Annotated in this window: 17 protein-coding genes; 2 read left to right on the top strand and 15 right to left on the bottom strand. The window is 46.6% G+C overall.

Annotation, left to right across the window (positions count from 1 at the left end):
• Positions 1-21 precede the first annotated feature (21 nt).
• Positions 22-204, bottom strand: coding sequence for a hypothetical protein (locus C0033_RS19750; RefSeq protein WP_103229625.1), 183 nt, complete (start codon positions 202-204; stop codon positions 22-24).
• Between the two features lie 103 nt (positions 205-307).
• On the opposite strand from C0033_RS19750, the gene C0033_RS19755 reads away from it, so the two are divergent.
• Positions 308-1,885, top strand: a complete 1,578-nt coding sequence (locus C0033_RS19755) for a recombinase family protein (RefSeq protein WP_103229626.1) — start codon at positions 308-310, stop codon at positions 1,883-1,885.
• Positions 1,886-2,201: 316 nt separating this feature from the next.
• Here C0033_RS19755 and C0033_RS19760 read toward each other — a convergent pair whose 3' ends face one another.
• The 10 genes from C0033_RS19760 to C0033_RS19805 all read right to left on the bottom strand — a co-directional run bounded on the left by C0033_RS19760 (position 2,202) and on the right by C0033_RS19805 (position 12,665).
• Entirely contained in the window at positions 2,202-3,089 is an 888-nt protein-coding gene (locus C0033_RS19760; protein WP_103229627.1) for a DUF975 family protein, read from the bottom strand.
• The gene (locus tag C0033_RS19765) at positions 3,086-3,391 is read right to left on the bottom strand and encodes a hypothetical protein (RefSeq protein ID WP_103229628.1); all 306 of its coding nucleotides are present in this window, start codon (positions 3,389-3,391) and stop codon (positions 3,086-3,088) included. The genes C0033_RS19760 and C0033_RS19765 overlap by 4 nt, the downstream gene beginning before the upstream one ends.
• Before the next feature lie 18 nt (positions 3,392-3,409).
• On the bottom strand, positions 3,410-4,330 hold the full coding sequence (locus C0033_RS19770; protein WP_180994827.1) for a MetQ/NlpA family ABC transporter substrate-binding protein: 921 nt from the start codon (positions 4,328-4,330) through the stop codon (positions 3,410-3,412).
• 129 nt (positions 4,331-4,459) lie between these two features.
• A complete protein-coding gene (locus tag C0033_RS19775; RefSeq protein ID WP_103229629.1) occupies positions 4,460-5,122 on the bottom strand; it encodes a methionine ABC transporter permease in 663 nt (220 codons plus the stop codon).
• Positions 5,115-6,134: an ATP-binding cassette domain-containing protein gene (locus C0033_RS19780; RefSeq protein ID WP_103229630.1), complete on the bottom strand. Its 1,020-nt coding sequence runs from the start codon at positions 6,132-6,134 to the stop codon at positions 5,115-5,117. Before C0033_RS19780 ends, C0033_RS19775 begins: the two co-directional genes overlap by 8 nt.
• Before the next feature lie 527 nt (positions 6,135-6,661).
• Positions 6,662-7,414: a response regulator gene (locus C0033_RS19785; RefSeq protein WP_103229631.1), complete on the bottom strand. Its 753-nt coding sequence runs from the start codon at positions 7,412-7,414 to the stop codon at positions 6,662-6,664.
• Positions 7,407-9,173 (bottom strand): sensor histidine kinase, encoded by a 1,767-nt coding sequence (locus C0033_RS19790; protein ID WP_103229632.1) that lies wholly within the window; start codon positions 9,171-9,173, stop codon positions 7,407-7,409. The genes C0033_RS19785 and C0033_RS19790 overlap by 8 nt, the downstream gene beginning before the upstream one ends.
• 160 nt (positions 9,174-9,333) lie before the next feature.
• Positions 9,334-10,851: an extracellular solute-binding protein gene (locus C0033_RS19795; RefSeq protein WP_103229633.1), complete on the bottom strand. Its 1,518-nt coding sequence runs from the start codon at positions 10,849-10,851 to the stop codon at positions 9,334-9,336.
• A gap of 20 nt (positions 10,852-10,871) precedes the next feature.
• Positions 10,872-11,750: a carbohydrate ABC transporter permease gene (locus C0033_RS19800; RefSeq protein WP_242984559.1), complete on the bottom strand. Its 879-nt coding sequence runs from the start codon at positions 11,748-11,750 to the stop codon at positions 10,872-10,874.
• 12 nt (positions 11,751-11,762) lie between these two features.
• Positions 11,763-12,665 carry an ABC transporter permease subunit gene (locus C0033_RS19805; RefSeq protein WP_103229634.1) on the bottom strand — a complete coding sequence of 301 codons (903 nt, stop codon included), beginning with the start codon at positions 12,663-12,665 and terminating at the stop codon, positions 11,763-11,765.
• A 257-nt stretch (positions 12,666-12,922) separates the two neighbouring features.
• On the opposite strand from C0033_RS19805, the gene C0033_RS19810 reads away from it, so the two are divergent.
• On the top strand, positions 12,923-15,037 hold the full coding sequence (locus C0033_RS19810; RefSeq protein WP_103229635.1) for a right-handed parallel beta-helix repeat-containing protein: 2,115 nt from the start codon (positions 12,923-12,925) through the stop codon (positions 15,035-15,037).
• A gap of 213 nt (positions 15,038-15,250) precedes the next feature.
• Here C0033_RS19810 and rhaD read toward each other — a convergent pair whose 3' ends face one another.
• From rhaD to rhaB, 4 genes are read right to left on the bottom strand one after another with little or no spacing between them, the layout of a single operon-like run.
• Entirely contained in the window at positions 15,251-16,078 is an 828-nt protein-coding gene (gene rhaD, locus C0033_RS19815; protein WP_103229636.1) for a rhamnulose-1-phosphate aldolase, read from the bottom strand.
• A gap of 49 nt (positions 16,079-16,127) precedes the next feature.
• Positions 16,128-17,378, bottom strand: a complete 1,251-nt coding sequence (locus tag C0033_RS19820) for an L-rhamnose isomerase (protein WP_103229637.1) — start codon at positions 17,376-17,378, stop codon at positions 16,128-16,130.
• Positions 17,379-17,396: 18 nt separating this feature from the next.
• Entirely contained in the window at positions 17,397-17,711 is a 315-nt protein-coding gene (rhaM, locus tag C0033_RS19825; RefSeq protein WP_103229638.1) for an L-rhamnose mutarotase, read from the bottom strand.
• A 19-nt stretch (positions 17,712-17,730) separates the two neighbouring features.
• The gene (gene rhaB, locus C0033_RS19830; RefSeq protein ID WP_103229639.1) at positions 17,731-19,131 is read right to left on the bottom strand and encodes a rhamnulokinase; all 1,401 of its coding nucleotides are present in this window, start codon (positions 19,129-19,131) and stop codon (positions 17,731-17,733) included.
• Positions 19,132-19,191: the final 60 nt, after the last annotated feature.

Genomic DNA, 19,191 nt, shown 5'->3' on the forward strand with positions numbered 1-19,191 from the left:
ATGAAAATATGTGACGTTTTGTTACTTTTCCGATTTCCGTCTCATCTTCTCTTCTTTTTTTGAAGTTTTGCTGATCCCTGATATCCGTAACGCAAGAATTTTGCCGCAGCGTTTTAGAATTTCCTGTTTCTCATTCCCGGCCGCCGCATAATCATCACAGATGTCTATGATGCAGTAATCTGTCTCGATCCGTTTTTCCGCCATCTTTTCCACTCCTGTCTTTTACATTATATGGCGGCCCGTTTGTACATATTGAATCCGTATTTTTGCAGAATTGTTCCCATATAATGACTTGTGAGGTGATGTGATGTTAAATCCGGACGGATTATATTTTGCCTATCTCAGGAAATCCCGGGAAGACCGGGAGGCGGAACTTCAAGGGGCCGGCGAAACACTGGCCCGCCATGAAAAAGCGCTGGAAGATCTGGCACATACTCTTGGAATTACAATCGCGAAAATATACCGGGAGGTGGTGTCGGGAGAAACCATAGCCGCAAGGCCACAGATGATATGCATGTTAAATGATGTGGAAACCCTGAGGCCGGACGGAGTTCTGGTTACAGAGATCCCCAGGCTGGCCCGTGGAGACACCAGAGACCAGGGACTTCTTATGGAAACATTTAAATACTGCGGCACTAAAATCATCACTCCGTCCAAGACCTATGATCCCACCGATGAGTTCGATGAAGAATACGCAGAATTCGGCCTGTTTATGAGCCGCCGGGAATATAACTCCATACGGCGGCGGCTGATGAACGGAAAAACTGCCTCCGCCAAGGAAGGCAAATACGCGGGAAGCCTGGCTCCATACGGCTATACAAAATATAAGCTGCCTGACGGAAAGGGCTACAGCCTTCAAATTGTCCCCCATCAGGCCCAGATCGTCCACCTGATCTTCGAAATGTACTTAAACGGAACGCCGGAAACGGGAAATAAGCCGTCAGGCGCTTCTGCCATCGCCCGCACGTTAAACGGCTTAAAGATACCGCCGCCGCGCTCGGATCAATGGTCTCCGTCTTCCATCCAAACCATTTTGTCTAACTGCGTCTATGCCGGATTCATCCGCTGGGGCCACAGAAAAACAAAAAAGGTCATGAAAAACGGCAGCCTTACCCGAACCCATCCGGTTCAGCCGGACTGTCTCGTCGTGCCGGGCCTTCATTCCCCCATCATCAGTCCCGATGTCTGGGAATCGGTTCAGCTTCTCCATAAGAAAAAAAGCCGGACTCCCCCATTTTTAGATACCGGTTTAAAAAATCCTCTGGCCGGAATCCTCTACTGCGGCCGCTGCCGAAAAGCTATGATAAGACGACCGGGAAAAGGCGGGGATTCCTCCGGATATTTCATCTGCCGCACCCCGGGCTGCCCGACTTGCGGATCGGATTTCAGCCTGGTTGAAAAAGGGATTTTAACCGCCTTGTCCTCCTGGCTCCAAAATCTCAGAATCTCAGACCTTCCGGCCCCCTCATCCGAGGATTCTCCGGATATCCTGACCCTCTCCCTGGCATCCAGAAAAGCGTCTGTCTGCCGTTTAAAGAAGCAGCTGGATAAAACTTACACCCTTCTGGAAACAGGCGTCTATTCTCCTGAGATCTTTCGGGAACGGTCAGGCACTTTGAATCAGCAATTGGAATCAGAGCTTTCCATCATTGAAAGTCTGGAACAAAAGCTGCCCCGGCAGAATGATCCAAACAAGGTATCAAAAAAAGCAGAGAATCTCCCTCTGCTTTCCATCTATTCCGACCTGTCGGTGGAGGATCAAAATGCCCTTTTAAAGGAATTGCTTCTCCGGGTGGAATATACAAAAGATATCCGCGGAACAAAAAATAATCACCCCAAATTCCACCTGAGAATTTATCCCAAAATTGTGGGGAATACGGATTAAAGTTTTCATTGTTTTTCAAATGGATTCCCAAAAGAACGGGAAAACTCAGCCAGGAAATGAAAAGACTTTATCCCGAAAATTATCCATATAAAAACTGAGGATTCTCTCCAAAAACAAGAAAATCCTCAGTTTCCATATTCTAAATATAAAGTTTTATCTCATTCTGTCCAGCAGCCTGTTAACCGGTTATCCCGGCGAAAAAGTATCCTCTTACCGCTAAAACATTAATCACCAACACATTTAACGCTTTCTTTCACAAATACGCATAGAACAAATCACCTTTTACTCATTTACTGTATACTATGCGCATTGGCAGCTAAATGTCTTCCTCTGTATGCTCTTCATTTGCAGGGATAACCTCCGTCTGTTCCATTCTGTACGGTTCCCTCTGATTCTGATACATATATTCCTGTACGGGTTCTTCCGGCACGGCATAGGCAGCCGCCTGCTGCTCCCTGATATCCATATAAAAATACGTAAATGTACAGCCCATATATGGCACCAGCCATAAAAAAGCAAGTCCTATGGATAAATAACCCAATAGGAACCAACCAATAAAGCTGATTATCAGGCGGAAATAGCGCCCTCTGTTGCCATGCATCATACGGTAGCTTTCACGCAGCGCTTCCATGATTCCTTTTTGCGGTTCATCCACCAGAATATAGAGGGTAAGGCCAAAATTCATGTAAAATAAGAACATGAGGACGTAAATGAGAAGCATAGATCCCCAGTCGAGTACAATATTAAGGACAAAACTGTGAGTAAGCATCCCAACCATGCTGATTAAAAAGTTAAACCCGGTCATGACCACAACCAGTCCTATAATAATAAACGAAATAAGTAAAAATTTACCCGGCGTGTTCTTAAATGCGAATAAAAGGTCGCCCAGCGCATACCGTCTTCCTTTACAGATGTTTAAGTAAAGATTGATATACCCCGGCATCAGCATATATTCGATAACTAATGACGCGAAAAGGATGGCCACACCTATAATAATGATTATGATTACCGGAGCGTTGGATGCCCTGGAGTTACCAGAAAACAAAGCGGCAAATACGCCGATTATGGCAAAAAAGTAAATTACCATCACTAATCCTGCCGCTACGGCATAATTTACAAGAATCGCGCCCACGGCTGTTCCATATTTTCCCAGCAGAGCCCGCTTTGCAAGCTGTTTTAATTCTGCAGATGTTCTGCCTCTCATAGCATACCTCCCGGAATTATAGTCTGAAAACCGTACAAACTGGATGAAAGGTCAAAAGAACCGGCTGCGATCAGCACAAACCATCCAATTAAGAGAATTCCCGATAAAACCAGGCCGACGATGCTGGTGACAAGGCCCGCCTTCGCATGTCCTTCAAATGTTTCATTCACTCTGGACAAACAGGCAAATAATAGTCCTAAGGATGAAAACATAACGCCGATAAAACAACAGCAGGATAATACGATCGACAGGATTCCCATCACCAAAGACGCTGTTGCCATGTTATTTTTTTGTGGCTGCATAACAGTTCTCCTTCACGTTTAGTTTAAAGGAACTACTGCTCCCTCATACGTATCTTCAATATACTTCGTAACCGTATCACTTGTCAATGCATCAATTAATGCAAGAACGGCCGGATCATTTTCATTTCCATTTTTTACACACACAACATTTCCGTAAGTAACGGCTGCTACGGACTTTGCATCTTCAATTGCCAATGCGTCAGAAACCTTAAATCCTGCCTGAATTGCATAGTTTCCGTTAATAACTGCGATATCCACATCCTTGATAGCGCGCGGAATCTGAGCTGCTTCACTCTCGATGATATCCAGTTTTTTCTCATTTTCCACAATGTCTTTTTTCGTTGCGGTAAGTCCTGCGCCTTCTTTTAACTTAATTAAGCCCTGTGCTTCCAAAAGAAGAAGCGCTCTCGCTTCATTGGTCGTATCGTTTGGAACTACTACTTTAGCACCGTCTTTTAATTCCTCTAAAGACGCCGTCCTGCCTGCATAGATGCCGAACGGTTCATAGTGAATCGGCTTTACGGATACCAGGTCCGTGCCTTTTTCTACGTTGAACTGCTCTAAGTAAGGAAGGTGCTGGAAGTAGTTGGCATCCAGATCGCCGCTTTCTACAGCCAGGTTTGGCTGAACATAATCGTTGTATTCTTTAATTACCAGATCATATCCGGCTTCAGCCATCAGCGGTTTTGCCGCTTCCAGAATCTGAGCATGGGGAGCCGGACTCGCTCCTACCGTAAATTTCACCAGTTCTTTTGCTTCTGTGGATTCCTCTTTTGCCGCTTCTGAAGTCTCACCTTTTTCTGCGGTTGTTTCTCCGGCTGAAGCCGCCTGAGTTGTTTCCGCCTTTGAAGATTCCGCCGGCTTATTTCCGCCGCCGCATCCGGTTAATACCGCTGCTGTCAAAGACGCTGCTGCCAGTACACACACTAATTTTTTCATAATTTCCTCCATTCCGCCGCATTTGCGGCACTTTAATCTATGCTAAAAGAGATCCGGCTATGTTACTATTCGCGGCCCCGGGGACCTATGCGGTCCGGTCTGGTTCCGGGGCCGTGAATAGTAACCCGGCTATCGGATTCTCTTATCGCTCAACCTTGACATTCTCATGCCTGTTTCCTGAATAATCTGAACGATGATAACCAAAATTGCCACAGTAATCAGCATCATATCCGTCTGATACCGGTAATAACCGTAGTTGATCGCAATTGCGCCCAAACCGCCGCCGCCGACAAAACCGGCCATAGCGGAGTATCCCAGGATCGTGGTGACGGAAATCGCCGCGCCCACTAAAAGTGACGGCTTCGCTTCCGGAAGAAGCACTTTCCATATGATCTGGGAAGTGGAAGCACCCATGGACTTTGCCGCTTCAATGACGCCGGCATCCACTTCTTTGAACGAAGATTCCACCATGCGGGCCACATAAGGCGCAGCCGCAATCACTAACGGAGGCACGACTGCCTTGGCTCCCAAAGTGGTTCCCACCAAAAATCTGGTGAGAGGGATAACCATGATCAAAAGAATAATAAAGGGAACCGACCGAAGCAGGTTAATCACAAGCCCCAAAACCTTCTGCACCGTTGGAACGGGGCAGATTCCTTCTTTATCCGTCACAACCAAAATGATTCCCAGCGGAATACCGATCAGGTAGGACAAAAAAGAGGAAGCAAATGTCATAAAAAGAGTTTCCATAATACCAACGCCAAGCATTTCAAGTGTAGTCGCATCAAACATTATAATCTGTCACCTCCTCATATGGTACCTTCACTGTTTTCAGATAATTGATAACCCGGACTGCGTCCGCCTCATCCTCAGGAAGCTGGATAATCATCTGCCCTGCTGCCGTTCCTCCAATATCTTTGGTGGACGCATAGATGATATTCACCGCCACCTTACAAGCCAGAATCATATTCGCCAATACCGGTTCAAAGGAAGACCTTCCGTCAAAGGTAATCCTGATCTTTCTGGACTTTCCAAATTCCGCCGTGGACACCGCGTCTCCCAGGATCAGCTGGCGGCCGATCTTGGATTTGGGTTCGGAAAATATCTCCGAAACGCTTCCCACCTCTGCAATCCGGCTGCTGTCTATAATTGCCACCCGGTCACAGATCGCTTCGATTACCGCCATCTCGTGAGTGATCACAATCACGGTGATTCCCAGATTCTGATTGATCTCCTTTAACAGCTGCAAGATCGATTTCGTCGTATTGGGGTCCAGCGCGCTTGTGGCCTCGTCACACAGAATCACTTTGGGATTGGTGGCAATGGCTCTGGCGATGGCTACTCTCTGCTTCTGGCCGCCGGACAGCTGGGCCGGATAAGCTTTGGCCCGCTCTTCCAAGCCCACCAGTTTTAAAAGTTCCATGGCCCTGTTCTGTGCTTCCTTTTTCGGCACTCCCGCAATCTCCAGCGGAAAACAAATATTCTGAATTACATTTCTCTGAGCCAGCAGATTAAACTGCTGGAAAATCATTCCCATAGACTGTCTGGCTCTGCGCCGTTCCCTCTCATCACAGTCCGTAAGGCTGTTTCCTTCAAAAATCACCGTTCCGGAAGTGGGCACTTCCAGATAATTGATACAACGCACTAACGTACTTTTTCCAGCGCCGCTCAGGCCGATGATGCCAAAGATCTCTCCCCGGATAATATCCAGATTGATATCATCCAGAGCCTTCACCGGACCATTGGCAGTCTTAAATTCTTTCCCCATGCCCTTTAGCTGGATAATCGGTTGTTCCTTATTCATGATACCTGATCCTTTCCTGTTTGATTTTCCTATCCGCAACAGAATTATAGGAGACTTTCCTATGATATAAGAAAGAATCCCGCTTGCGGGATTCTCCGCCTGCGGCGGGTCGCTTCAGCGACATTATACCTCACCGCCGCAGTGCGATCCTGCCCGGAGGGCTTTTTTATATCATAGGAGCACTTTCCTATGGTATAAAAAAACGCAGGCCCATGCATGGGTCTGCGATCATATACAGCGCTTACTGCCACTCTTATCCATATCAAATCACAATTCCATACAAAAAAATACTTATGATGTTTTTATGCACATTAACATACGACACATATCCATCATGTCGTTCATCATATACATATTCATCTGCATGGTCTTTGAATTGCACATAAGAGCTGCCTCCTGCTCAGTTTCCTACATTTTAACTAGGAATCTTTATGAAGCGTATTCTACGCTAATGAGTCTGATTTGTCAAGCTTTTTGAACAGATTCCTTGTCTTTTTCCGGCTGATTCCCAACTTTTTCATATCCGCTCAGACTTCTGTTCTTTTTTTGTACTCCTGAGGGCTGAGACCCGTCCTGTTTTTAAACAGGGTTGAAAAATACTGCACGCTTTGATATCCCAGCCTGGCGGCGATCTCATACGTTTTCAGATTTGTGGTATCCAAAAGCTCCATGGCCCTCTCCACTTTAATCTGCTTGACGGAATCGGAAAACGACATCCCGGTTTTCTCCTTAAAATACCGGCTGAAATAGGACGGATTCATATGAAGGTATTCAGATACCTCCAAAAGAGATAATTCCTGATCCACATGGCTTTTCATATACCGGACGGCCCGGTCGATGGCAGTCCTGCCCTCCCGTTTCGATACATCATCCTCATTTTCCAAATCCGCGTCTTTCCTGCGCTTCTTATCCAGCTTTTCCCTTACGCTCACCACCTGTTCCACCACTTCGCTTTTTAATACCGGTTTAACAATATATCCGGCCACCCCCAGTTCAATGGCTTTTTTCGCGTATTCAAATTCCTCATATGCCGTTATGATCAGAAATTCACAGTCAGGAAGCAGGTTCTTCAGCTGTTCCACGGCCTGAAGCCCGTCAAATTCAGGCATCCGGATATCGGTCAAAATGATATCCGGGAGATATTGCAGGGCCCGTTCCACCAGTTCTCTGCCGTTTTCAGCCGTTGCCACCAGTTTAACCCCGCATTTCTCCCAGGGAATTGTTTTCGCTATTCCCTGTAAAACCACTCTTTCATCATCCGCAATCATTATCTTATACATTTTCACTCTCCTGTATCTCCAATACCACCTTTGTCCATTCCCCGTAAACGCTGTCAATGCTGATGGATGCCCTGCCGTGATAACGGATTTCCAACCGTCTTGCAATATTCACCAGCGCAAAATAGTCCTTTCCATCCCCATTTCCGGATTTCATCGCTTCCCGGATTTCGTTCAGCCTATTCTCCTGAATTCCCTGTCCATTGTCCCATACTTCAAAATGAAGGCGTTCCCCCCGCAGCTCTCCCGTCACCGCAATTTCCGTAATGCCCGCCTTATACTGAGCTCCATGGGCAATGGCATTCTCAACCAGAGGCTGCAGCAAAAGGTTTGGTATGCAAAGGGGCAGAATCTCTTTTTCGAAGCAGATTTCGCACTCAAACTGGTCTGCAAACCGCACCTGCTGAATCCACACATAACATTGAAGCTGCTTTAAATTATCCGACAGGCAGATATCCTGGTTTCCGTAATTCAGCGCCGTCTTATAATACCCCGCCGTAGCGCACACCATGCTTTCCAGTCCGTCATAATCTTTCTGTTCGCTCATCCAGATCATATTGTTGAATATATTGTAAAGGAAATGAGGATTGATCTGGGACTGCAAAAGCCGGTATTTAAAATCTTCTTTTCTAAGCCTCTCTTCCAGAACTTCCCGGACCAAACGCTGCAGATTACCCGACATATGGTTAAATCCCTGAAAGATTTCCCCAAACACATCGTTTCGTTCCTCGCTGATCCTGACTCCGAACGTTCCCTTTTCCATCTCCTTCATGGCATCCATCAGGACAACGACCGGCTGGGACATCTTTTTATCGGAAATGCGGATAATAATCCTGTAAACCGCCGCAAACAGCAGAATTACCGCGATGGTGCACACCGCCACCGGGAACAGGTTGGGAAGCAGATACCGGTCCTCATAATAGTAATAGACGGTCATTCCTGTCTTTCCGTCCTTTTTCCCCAGAACAGAATACCGCTTTCCGTTGAAGAGATAACGGTACGGCTGCCTGGCTCCCTCTTCCATCTGTTTTTCAATTCCGCCTTCCCCTTCCCACAACGCAAAATGCTCCTGGTCCATGTGGAAAGGCAGCATATTCCCTTCTCCGAAAGCGATCATCATTCCCTGGTTTTCTCCCTCGTGTTCAAGGTAGTTATACAGTTCATTGACCGGAATCCCCGCACACAAGATTCCCTTTTTCTTTCCAGTCAGAGTTGAATAAACCGGCCTCATCAACGTCACCACCTGCTTATTCCTGTGAAAATAAGACAGAAAATGGTCCGTATAATCCGTGGACCAGTATGGCCCGTCCGTCTCTTCCATTAATGTAACGTAATATTCCTGATCCTCCTTTTCCAAACCGTAAAACACACCGTCATTGGATGTGATAAGATTATTGGAATCGGAAAGGTACAGATCCACCCAGGCCACGGCATTTACGTTAAACACGGTGTTGGACAGATAGTCAACGCAGTCTCTGTACAGAAGGTAATCCGGTTTCGTTTTATAACTTTTAAGCAGTCCCTGGACTTCCGTACCGCTCCATATGCCGGCCGCAACCGTATCCGCCTCCTCCATAATTCTCTGTATGTAAAACATGCTCTGGTTCAGCTGGTTTTCCTTTTCATCCCGTATCAGCTTTTTCTCCCGGTAGGTGTAATACCCGATCAGCAGCACATTAATGCATACGGCCGCTATCATCAGCACGGTCAGGAACTGCAGATAGACCGCCTTCATATAAGATGCCTTTTTCTTCCCCTTCATGCTCCCCTCCCACACCGTTCATTATATCAAAAGAAACCGGATCTTCCATCCGCAATTCATATGTAAATTCTGGAAATGGAACCAGCGCCCGCCTGACAGAATGCTTATCTGCGGTATTTTACCGTATAAGCTTTCCGTTATGCGGACGCTTTGGCGCCTTTTATTTATTCAGTTCCTTCAAGAGCGTATCTCCGTCAATACTTCTCCAGAAATTCTTATAATTTTCCATTCCCTCTTCCACGGTAACGCTTCCCAGCACGATCTGTGATACGATTTCCTGCCAGGTGCTTGTGATGGATGCGGCGCATTCGTCATAAAGATCCGATTTGCCGGAAGGAATCATATATTTCGGCCCCTTCACTTCCAAAGCCTTTTCGATGATCTCCTTCTGTGCAGGCAGTGCGCGTTCCAGTTCTTCACTCAGCTTAAAATTCAGGTTAAAGTCCTGGATAAAGGAATCGTAAAGGAAGGAATATTTGGGGGAATAGCCGGAATTAGCAGCTTTTTCCGTAGGCTCCAGATATCCGTCACCGTTGATATTATAATGTTTGCCTTCCACTCCGATGTTAAACAGAGCCGGATACATCTCGGGGTCCATAACCATGGTTTCGATCACGTCAAATGCTTTCTGCGGGTTCTTGCAATCGGCGGAAATGCAGTAAGCGATCTGAACGGATTCATTTAAACAGCCGCCTTTGCCATCCGGTCCATAGATACAGTAAATCGGAAATACATCGCTCTCCTGTCCTGCCTTTGCGCTTTCCCGGCTGTAATTTGTATAGTTGGTGGTGTAATCGATATCGCAGGCCGCTTTTCCTGTATACATGTATTCACGCATTGTGGCCATCTCTGTGGTGATGAATTCCTGGTCAATCACCTCTGATTCGTAAAGCTCCCTCAGATACTTGAGGGCCTCTGCCATCTGCGGCTCCTGGAAACCGTCCACATATTCTCCTGATTCATTTTTATAAACGCCTGCATATGCGCCGTAAGCATTCATGAAAAACTGGAAGTTGTCAATGAACTTTGGAAAGCTGAACGGTATGATTCCGGTGCCTTTTAATTTTCCCATTTCCGTCATAAATTCTTCTGTCGTAGGAGTGTTGGAAAGTTCAATTCCGTATGTTTCCATCACATCTTTTCTCAAAAACAGGATTTTCATCTTTGGATTTACATAGGGAACATGGTAAATGTTTCCGTCAATGGCCAGAGCATCGTATAAATCCTGGCTGATTGTGGACAGCTTTTCGGAATTTTTAATATAATCATTTAAACAAAGTATTTTTCCTCTGGCCGCATAGTTGGGAAGCCGCGTCATGGCCTGTGATACATAGAAGATATCCGGCACATCCCCGCCTGATATCATGGTTTCCAGTTTATCGTTGTAGCTGGAGACAGGCGGAATGATCGCTTTCAGTTCCGTTCCTGTTTTCTCTTCTAAAAGATCGATAACCGCCTGCTGGAGTTCCGGATCTGTGCTCAGACCGAATGTGCTGTCCGAGGAACAGATAGACAAAGCAACCGGCTTTTCCTCTTTCACGGTTTCCCCGGGCGCCTGTCCCGAAGACTCCTTAGCCGCCCCTTGGGAAGGCGCCTCTTCCTTTTTTGCGCATCCTCCCAATGACGCCGCCATGGATGCAGCCAGCAACACCGCTGTAATTTTCTTGCTTAACCTCATAATTCTACCCCTTTTCCTTTTTATTCTTTCACCGAGCCCAGCATTAATCCGGTCACAAAATACCTTTGTACAAACGGATAGATGACGAGCACAGGCAACATTCCCAATACCATAACTGCCATTTTTGTATTATCATATACCACATTATTTTCCCCCAGCGAACCGTCTCCCTGAAATACCAGGGCCCTCAGCATAACCTGAAGCGTATATTTATCGCTGCTGTTGATAAACATCACAGCCTCGGTATAACGGTTCCAGAAGGATACGAAATAAAACAGTGTCACCGCCGCTAAAATAGGTACGGAAATCGGCAGCACAATTCTCACAAGCGCCTCTATATCGTTGCATCCGTCCAGTCTGGCCGACTCCATCAGGCTTTCCGGAATGGAAGACATGTAATTTTTCACTATAATCAGGTTGAAAGTGGACACCGCAAACGGAAGGATCAGTGACAGATAGGAATCGATCAGCTTTAGATTCCGTATCAGCACATAAAACGGCATGATCCCCGCTTCAAATACCAGGGTGATGGAAACAGCCCTCATAAAAAACTTTCGGAACACAAGTTTTTTCTGTGCCAGCGCATATCCGAGTGGAACGGTCACAACCATCGCCAGCGCCGTACCTCCGGCCGCCACCAAAAGGGAATTATAAAACCCTTTCATATAGCCGCTTTGAAGCACTCTGGCATAATTTTTAAATGTAACCGACTTGGGAATCATCAGATAGATTCCTCCCATCACGTCCTTATCCTCCGCCAGCGAAGTGATGATGATATTCCAAATGGGCAATACCACAATGGTACAGATCAGAGCCAAAAAGATCCCGTTAAATATCCGGTATGCGGTCCTCCATCCCGACTCCTTCATCCCGCGTTTCTCAATCATTTGTTTTTGCATTCCGCATACCTCCTAAAGAATCGAATCGTCCAGAAAACGCTTGCTGAAATAGTTGGTTCCCATCACCAGACACAGGCTGACGATTCCGGTAAACAGGCTGATCGCCGTTCCATATCCGATATTGCCGGAAAGGATTCCCTCCCTGTATGCATACGTTTGAAGCACGTCGCTGGCCGAATATACGGAAGCATTGTACATAACCAATACCTGTTCGAAGATGAGGAGCACATGGGAAAGATTCAAAAGCAGCATTGTCACAATGGTTCCTTTTATGCTCGGTATGGTAATATACCAGACCTGCCGGAACCGGTCGCAGCCGTCAATGGCGGCCGCCTCATACAGCTGAGGGTCAACCGTAGACAAGGTAGCCACATAGATAACCGCCCCATATCCCATCTGCCTCCAGATGTAGGACACGATCAGCACCAGCCGGAACCAATGGGGATCTGCCATAAAATAAATGGGTTTATGCCCAAAATACTGCAAAACCTGATTCACCACTCCACCGGAAGGAGAAAGCATGGTGACAAACACGCATCCCACCACAACCCAGGAAAAGAAATAGGGGACATAGATCATAAACTGCACGGACCGCTTCATAAACAAGGATTTCAGTTCGTTAATCATCAATGCCACGATGAGCGGAAACGGAAAGTAAAAAATGATATTGCACAAGCTGATTATGATCGTATTTTTAAAAGCATTCCAAAATACGGCTGATTTAAACAACCGGCTGAAATTTCTGATTCCCACAAAATCCACCCGGCTCCTGAACCCGTAGTTTGTAAACGCAAGGGCCAGACCGGAATACGTCGCATATTTAAAAACGATGTACCACAGAATTCCCGGAAGCATCATCAGCAGCAGATATCTTTGCCTGTACATGGTTTTCCACACGCTCTTTTTCTCTGACATAGCTTGTCTCCTTTTCACTTTTTCTGTCGATACAATGATTGTACAATAGTTGCCTTCTGTCTAAAACATCACATTTTTTACATTTTGTTCGTTATTTTTACCTCATTTGCAAGTTGGTCCGAAATGCTTGATTTTGCTCTTCCACACTGATATATTCAGTTCATACTTCTAATTGCAATCTCACAAAGGCGCATATCACTCATAATATCCGGAAAGAATCCGGCACCTTAATTCAAAAAGGAAAGGAAGGGATTTTTATGCATTCATCCAAACAATCACCCCCTCTATGGAAAGCGATTACCTTCGGCCAATCCACCGATCTGAATTTCTGCACCGGCGTTCTGCCGGGCAAAACCGGGGTAAATGGAGTCTGGCCTGAGGATTCGGACGTCCCCCTCCCCTCCGGTTCTTCCTCTCCCGTCCAAAATGTGATCATTGAATCGAGAGGGGGAAAGATCCAGCCGGTTCATGACGGCCTCACCTTTTATTATACGGAAATACCTGCCGGGCAAAACTTTATTCTGAGCGCCCATATCACCCTTCTCCAGCTGGGCCCCGAAGACCAGACAGCGCCTAACGGCCAGGAAGCCTGCGGCCTCATGTTCCGCGATATAATCGGACCTGCAAGACAGAATCCATTCCTTCCCGGATACGAAGAATATCCTGCTGCCAGCAATATGGCTATGCTCAGTTTCGCAGCTTCCGGGAGAACGGTTAACTGCCCTTGCGTCCTGCAGGCCGGCGCCCGTTACGGAGTACACGCCCCCTCCGGCAATCCGGGAGTCAAATACCTCACCCATCCGCTGATCCCGGACATCCCCTCCATCCCCGGCACCGGCAACTGCTATCAGACGTCCATCCGCTGCACCTTAGAGCGCAGGCAATCTGACCTTATCTTTACCTATACAGATTCGGAACAGGGAAGCATAAAAACGTACCGTTTCGACGATCCAAATATTTCTTCCCATATATTAACAGAAATTGATTATAAACGGATCTATGCAGGATTTTTTGCGGCCCGCAATGCCAAACTTCTGGTGCGCAGTCCCCAGCTCATATGTTCTCCTGCCGCACCTCTCGCCCCAAAGCCTATATATCATCCGGAACCGGCAGAATCTCCGGTGATGATCCGCACCTCTTCCGACTGGTGCTGTGGAGAAACCTACTGTCTTTCCGCGATGGCTGACCGCCGGGGAAGGCTTACGGTAAAAGCGGAGGGAATCGGTGACACCTACATTCTGGAACTGGAGCCCGCCGCCCAGACAGAGCTTATGGTTCCGGTCAATAGAGCCCATACCACTATATCCATGTTTTTTATTGCAGAAAACGGCAGGACATCATGTGAAGAATTCACCGTCACCTGCGGTCATTTCGGTCCGGATCTTTACGTCTCCCCCCGCGGTTCTGAGTATGGAAACGGTTCCCCGGAAGACCCTCTTACCATAAATGCCGCCGTCCAAAAGCTGCTGCCGGGAGGAACCATCCACATGGCGTCCGGGGTCTATCCTCCCATCACCATTCCCATGACCGCCTCTGGCACCTCATCCGCCCATAAACGGATCAGGCCCGAGGGAAGTGTCCTGATCCGCCCTTTAGGCAGTCAAAAAGCTTTATTTACCTTGGATTCTAATTATTGGGAAATAGAAGATTTAGAACTGGACGGCCAAAACCAGAAGGGTTCCTGCGGTTTTCTCATTCATGGGAATTATAATACAATTACCGGCTGTAAAGTCCACCATACCTTAACGGATCACAGAGACGCAGGCTTCATGATAACAACCATACGGCCAATCAAAGCGTTCTGGCCTTCCAACAACAAGTTAATTCGCTGCGAATCATACGAAAACCACGACAAAACAGACCAGAACGCAGACGGATTTTCCTGCCGTACCGGCGCCGGGGACGGAAACTGCTTCATCCGCTGTATCTCCCATCACAATTCTGATGACGGGTTTGATCTGTACAACAACATAAACGACGGCCCCAACGGCCCTGTATTACTGGAACACTGCATCGCATTTGAAAACCACTGCAATGGCTTTAAACTGGGGGGAGAGGGGCAGGAAGCGGCGCATACGGTCAAAAACTGTATCTCCTTCAGAAATGGCTTAAATGGATTCAGCGACAATTTCAATCCTGGCAGATTGCTGTTGGAATATAATACCGCCTACGACAATGGGCAGTTCAATTTTCTTATGCGTCCCAGCCCTTATAAAAAGGGGAGGAAGGGACAGCCTGTATCCGATTGTATCTTGGTGGGGAATGTTTCATTTCGAACTGAAGATGGGGATCGAAAAGATAGGTTAGAAAAACAGCCTTCTGACTTTACAGCTACGGAAAATATGATAGGGAATTTTTTACATCAAACGTGAAGGCATTTCGGAAAAAGCCTTCACGTTTAATGTAAATATGGATCTATGTAAATGCCAATACAAAAACATTAGTTTTACCATTCATCAGAAGCAGACACGGAAGCAAAAAAACGGACGGGGAGGCATTTACCTTCCCGTCCAGTCTTTCAATACCGTATCTGCTCTTATTATTGAATAACAATTTAATGCGACAGCCCATTATTTGAACAAAACTTATTTTTCATATAAAAATTCTTCCGGCAGCGTCACCTTAAAATCAACTGCAAGATCCCTGAAATTCTGAGGTGTAATCGTCTGAAGTTTATTCGGCTGTATGGATAATACTTTTACAAGAATTTCAGCCGATTTCTCCACCGTATGCATCAACCCGAATGTCAGATCGAAGTCTTCGCCGGAACAGAACATTCCGTGATGAGCCCAGATGGCAACATCATATTTTTTCATCAGTTCGCTGGTCGCAACTGCGATATCTCTTCCGCCCGGAACCATCCAGCCCACAACGCCTACGCCGTCAGGGAATACAACCGGGCATTCGGTTGCCATTTCCCACAGTTCTCTTGTGAAAACCTTGTCTTCTAAAGGAAGCACAAAAGTGAGGGCGATGGTATTGGCAGGATGCGCGTGGTAGATCACCCTGTGTTTTCCGCCTGTAGCCAGTTTTTTCACTTCATGGTTCATCAGATGGGACGGCAGTTCGCTGGTAGGTCTTCCGCCGTTTACCAGGCCCCAGCAGATTCTGAAATTCTCGCCTTTTTCATCCACTTCAATGATGCTGATGTTGGAAGCCGGGTCCAGAATCACGTTTCTGAAATATTTTCCGCTTCCTGTCACCAGGAAATATTCTCCGGCCAGCTGGGGAACGCTGGTGCCGATTGGCTGCCATTCTTTCTCATTGCTTAATTCTTCTTTTACGGATTCCACTTCTTCCGCTTTCATGCGGTAGCTTAAATTTCCGCCATTTCTCTCATGCCAGTTCTGCAAAAAACCGTCATCACACATACGAATAAAACCTTTTACAAATTCTGCATCTAAAACCTTCATGATATCCTCACATTCCGCCGCAAATCCGGCTTTTTAATTTCATTGGCATTTAATTTCTCTTTAATAAAACTTCTTTCTCGTATTTCATCACTTCATCGAACCACTCTTCCTTTTCAGGAACTCCGTTCATCTGGCAGAAATAATTCCATACATCGCCGAATGGATATGATTTTAAGCCTTCCTGCATTACCATCAGCTCTGTGAAGTTTCTGTCTTCCTGGAGTTTAGCCAGATAGCTGTCCGGACGAAGCAGGGCGAACAGCAATGCCTTCTGCATATTTCTCATGCCGGTTACCCAGGCGGAGATACGGTTGATGCTGGCGTCGAAGAAGTCCAGAGCCAGAAGAACCCGGTCAGCTCCATTTCTCACGATCTCTTTCGCAATCTCTTTTGTCTCGTCGTCAAAAAGCACCACATGATCACTGTCCCAGCGCACGGAGCGGGTTACATGAAGGGCCACTTTATCAAAGAACAGCAGCATGCTGGAAATCTTGTCGGAAACCACCTCGGTCGGATGATAATGTCCGTTGTCCAGCAGGCATAAAAGATCATTTTTAGCCGCATAATTCATGTAAAACTCGTGGGAACCTACGGTGCAGCTCTCAAAGCCGATGCCGAATACTTTAGATTCAACAGCGATTAAAACCTTGCTCTTATCATAATCGATGGAAATGATCTGATCAAGAGAATCTTTTAATCTGGCTCTCGGTGACGTTCTGTCCGCAGGGATATCCTTAAATCCGTCCGGAATCCAGATGTTCATCGCGCATGGAGTTTTAAGCTCTTCGGCGAAATATTCGGAAATGCGGATGCAGGCTTTGCAGTGATCGATCCAGAATTTGCGGATCTCAGGGTCTTCACTGGAAAGAGTCGCATTTTCTGCCTTAGGATGTGAAAAGCAGGTAGGATTAAAGTCCAGTCCAAGGCCTCTTTCTTTTGCAAACTCCACCCATTTTTTGAAATGCTTTGGTTCCAGCTTATCGCGGTCTGCGAACTCTCCGTCTTCAAAAATAGCATAGCTGGCATGAAGGTTGATTCTGTGCTTTCCAGGAATCAGGCTCAGCGCCTTGTCGATGTCCGCCATCAGCTCTTTAGGAGTTCTGGCTTTTCCCGGATAATTTCCGGTAGTCTGGATGCCGCCTGATAACTGGGCTGCCCCCTCAAAGCCGTTAACGTCATCTCCCTGCCAGCAGTGCATGGAAACAGGGATGTTCTTTAATGCTTCCATCGCTGCATCTGTGTCTACGCCGATTGCCTTATAAATTTCTCTTGCTGATTCATATCTTTCCTTTGTCGTCATTTCAATTCTCCTTTATTATTAGTCTAAATGGAATACTGGTTTTAAATCTATGCATACGGGACTGTTGTCCTCGTTGGTTTCCATGATATCGGCCATATAATCCCACCATTTCCGGTTGATCTCGGTATCCGCCGATCTGCTCCACTTCTCTTCGTCTTCCACTTCCAGATATCCGTAGAGAACGTTGGTATCCGTATCCAGAGAGATGGAATAATTTCTTCCGCCGTATTCGTGAATCATCTCTTTCATCTCCGGCCAAAGCGCGTTATGCCGTTTCTCATATTCCTCTGCCATTCCGGGATACAGGAACATTTTAAATGTTTTTCTTGTCATATGCTTTCTCCTGTTCTTTTTAAGCGGTGTATTTTTTAATTTCAAACGATTTAAAAATGCTTTCTCTGGCTTCTTTCAGGGAATTAAATTCTCCTGCCTTCAGCATCTGAGCCGTTAAATTGCCGATCGCAGTGGCTTCGGAAGGGCCTGCGTAAACATCCCGTTTTGTAGCCTTCGCAGTCAGAATGTTCAGATACTCCGCATTGGAACCTCCGCCCACAATATGTATGCAGTCATAATGCTTTCCTGTGACCGCCTCGATCTCTTCCAAGGTTTTTCCATAGCAGACAGCCAGACTGTTATAGATAACTGCCGCCAGCTCTCCGGGCGTTTCCGGGACTTCCTGTCCGCTGGCCGCGCAGGCTTCTTTTACGGCATCGATCATGCTCTTAGGCGCCAGGAAACAGTCGTCATTGCAGTCCACGATGGAAGAAAGGGTCTCTTTCGACGCCATGTCACAAAGCTCTGCAAAAGAATAGCGGTTATCCAACTCCTTTTTCACAGACTGGATCATCCAAAGGCCCATAATATTTTTCAAATACCGGAAACGGAAAAAATAGCCGCCTTCATTGGTAAAATTAGCTTTCATGCTCTCCATGGAGCAATTGGCCGTCAGACACTCCGTGCCCATCAAAGACCAGGTTCCCGAACTGATATAGAGCACGTCCTCCTGATTGGAAGGCACTGCCACAACCGCCGAACCGGTGTCGTGGGTAGCGGGAAGCACAACCTGGCAGTTAAAGCCTACCTCTTCCTGAATCTCCGGGCTCAGCTCTCCTACCGTCGTTCCGGGCACTGACAGGGGAAGGAACAACCGTTCCGGATATCCCAATTTTTTTATCAGGCCGATATCCCATTCCATTGTCTCCGGACTTACCAGCTGGGTTGTAGTCGCATTGGTATATTCCTGCTTTTTAATTCCGGTCAGCCGGAAGTTAAAGTAATCCGGTATCATTAACAACGCTTCTGCCTGATTCAGCTGTTCCGGATGTTTCTGTTTTAAGGCCATCAGCTGATATACGGTGTTGAATATCTGTTTCTGGATTCCGGTTCTCTGATACAGTTCTTCTAAAGAAACCAGCTTATAGACTTCTTCATCCATTCCTTTTGTCCGCTCATCCCTGTATCCTGTGGTATTGCCGATGATCCTGTCTTGTCCGTCCAGAAGAACAAAATCCACCGCCCAGGTGTCAATTCCCATACAGTAAGGGATCTTTCCCAGTTCTTTGCATCTCTTCATACCTTCTTTGATTTCATGGAACAAGGCTTCCACGTCCCAGCACAATTCTCCATTAACCGGGCTCATCCCGTTGGAAAACCGGTAAATCTCCTCCAGCTGCATCTTCCCGTCCTTTACTGTTCCCAACATATGACGTCCACTGGATGCTCCGATATCCACTGCCAAATAGTATTTTTCCATATCATCGCTCCTAACATTTTAATCTGACTTTATCATAACTGAAAAAAGGCGAAAAAATAA

This window comes from Clostridium sp. chh4-2, from assembly GCF_002899675.1.
Classification (GTDB): domain Bacteria; phylum Bacillota; class Clostridia; order Lachnospirales; family Lachnospiraceae; genus CHH4-2.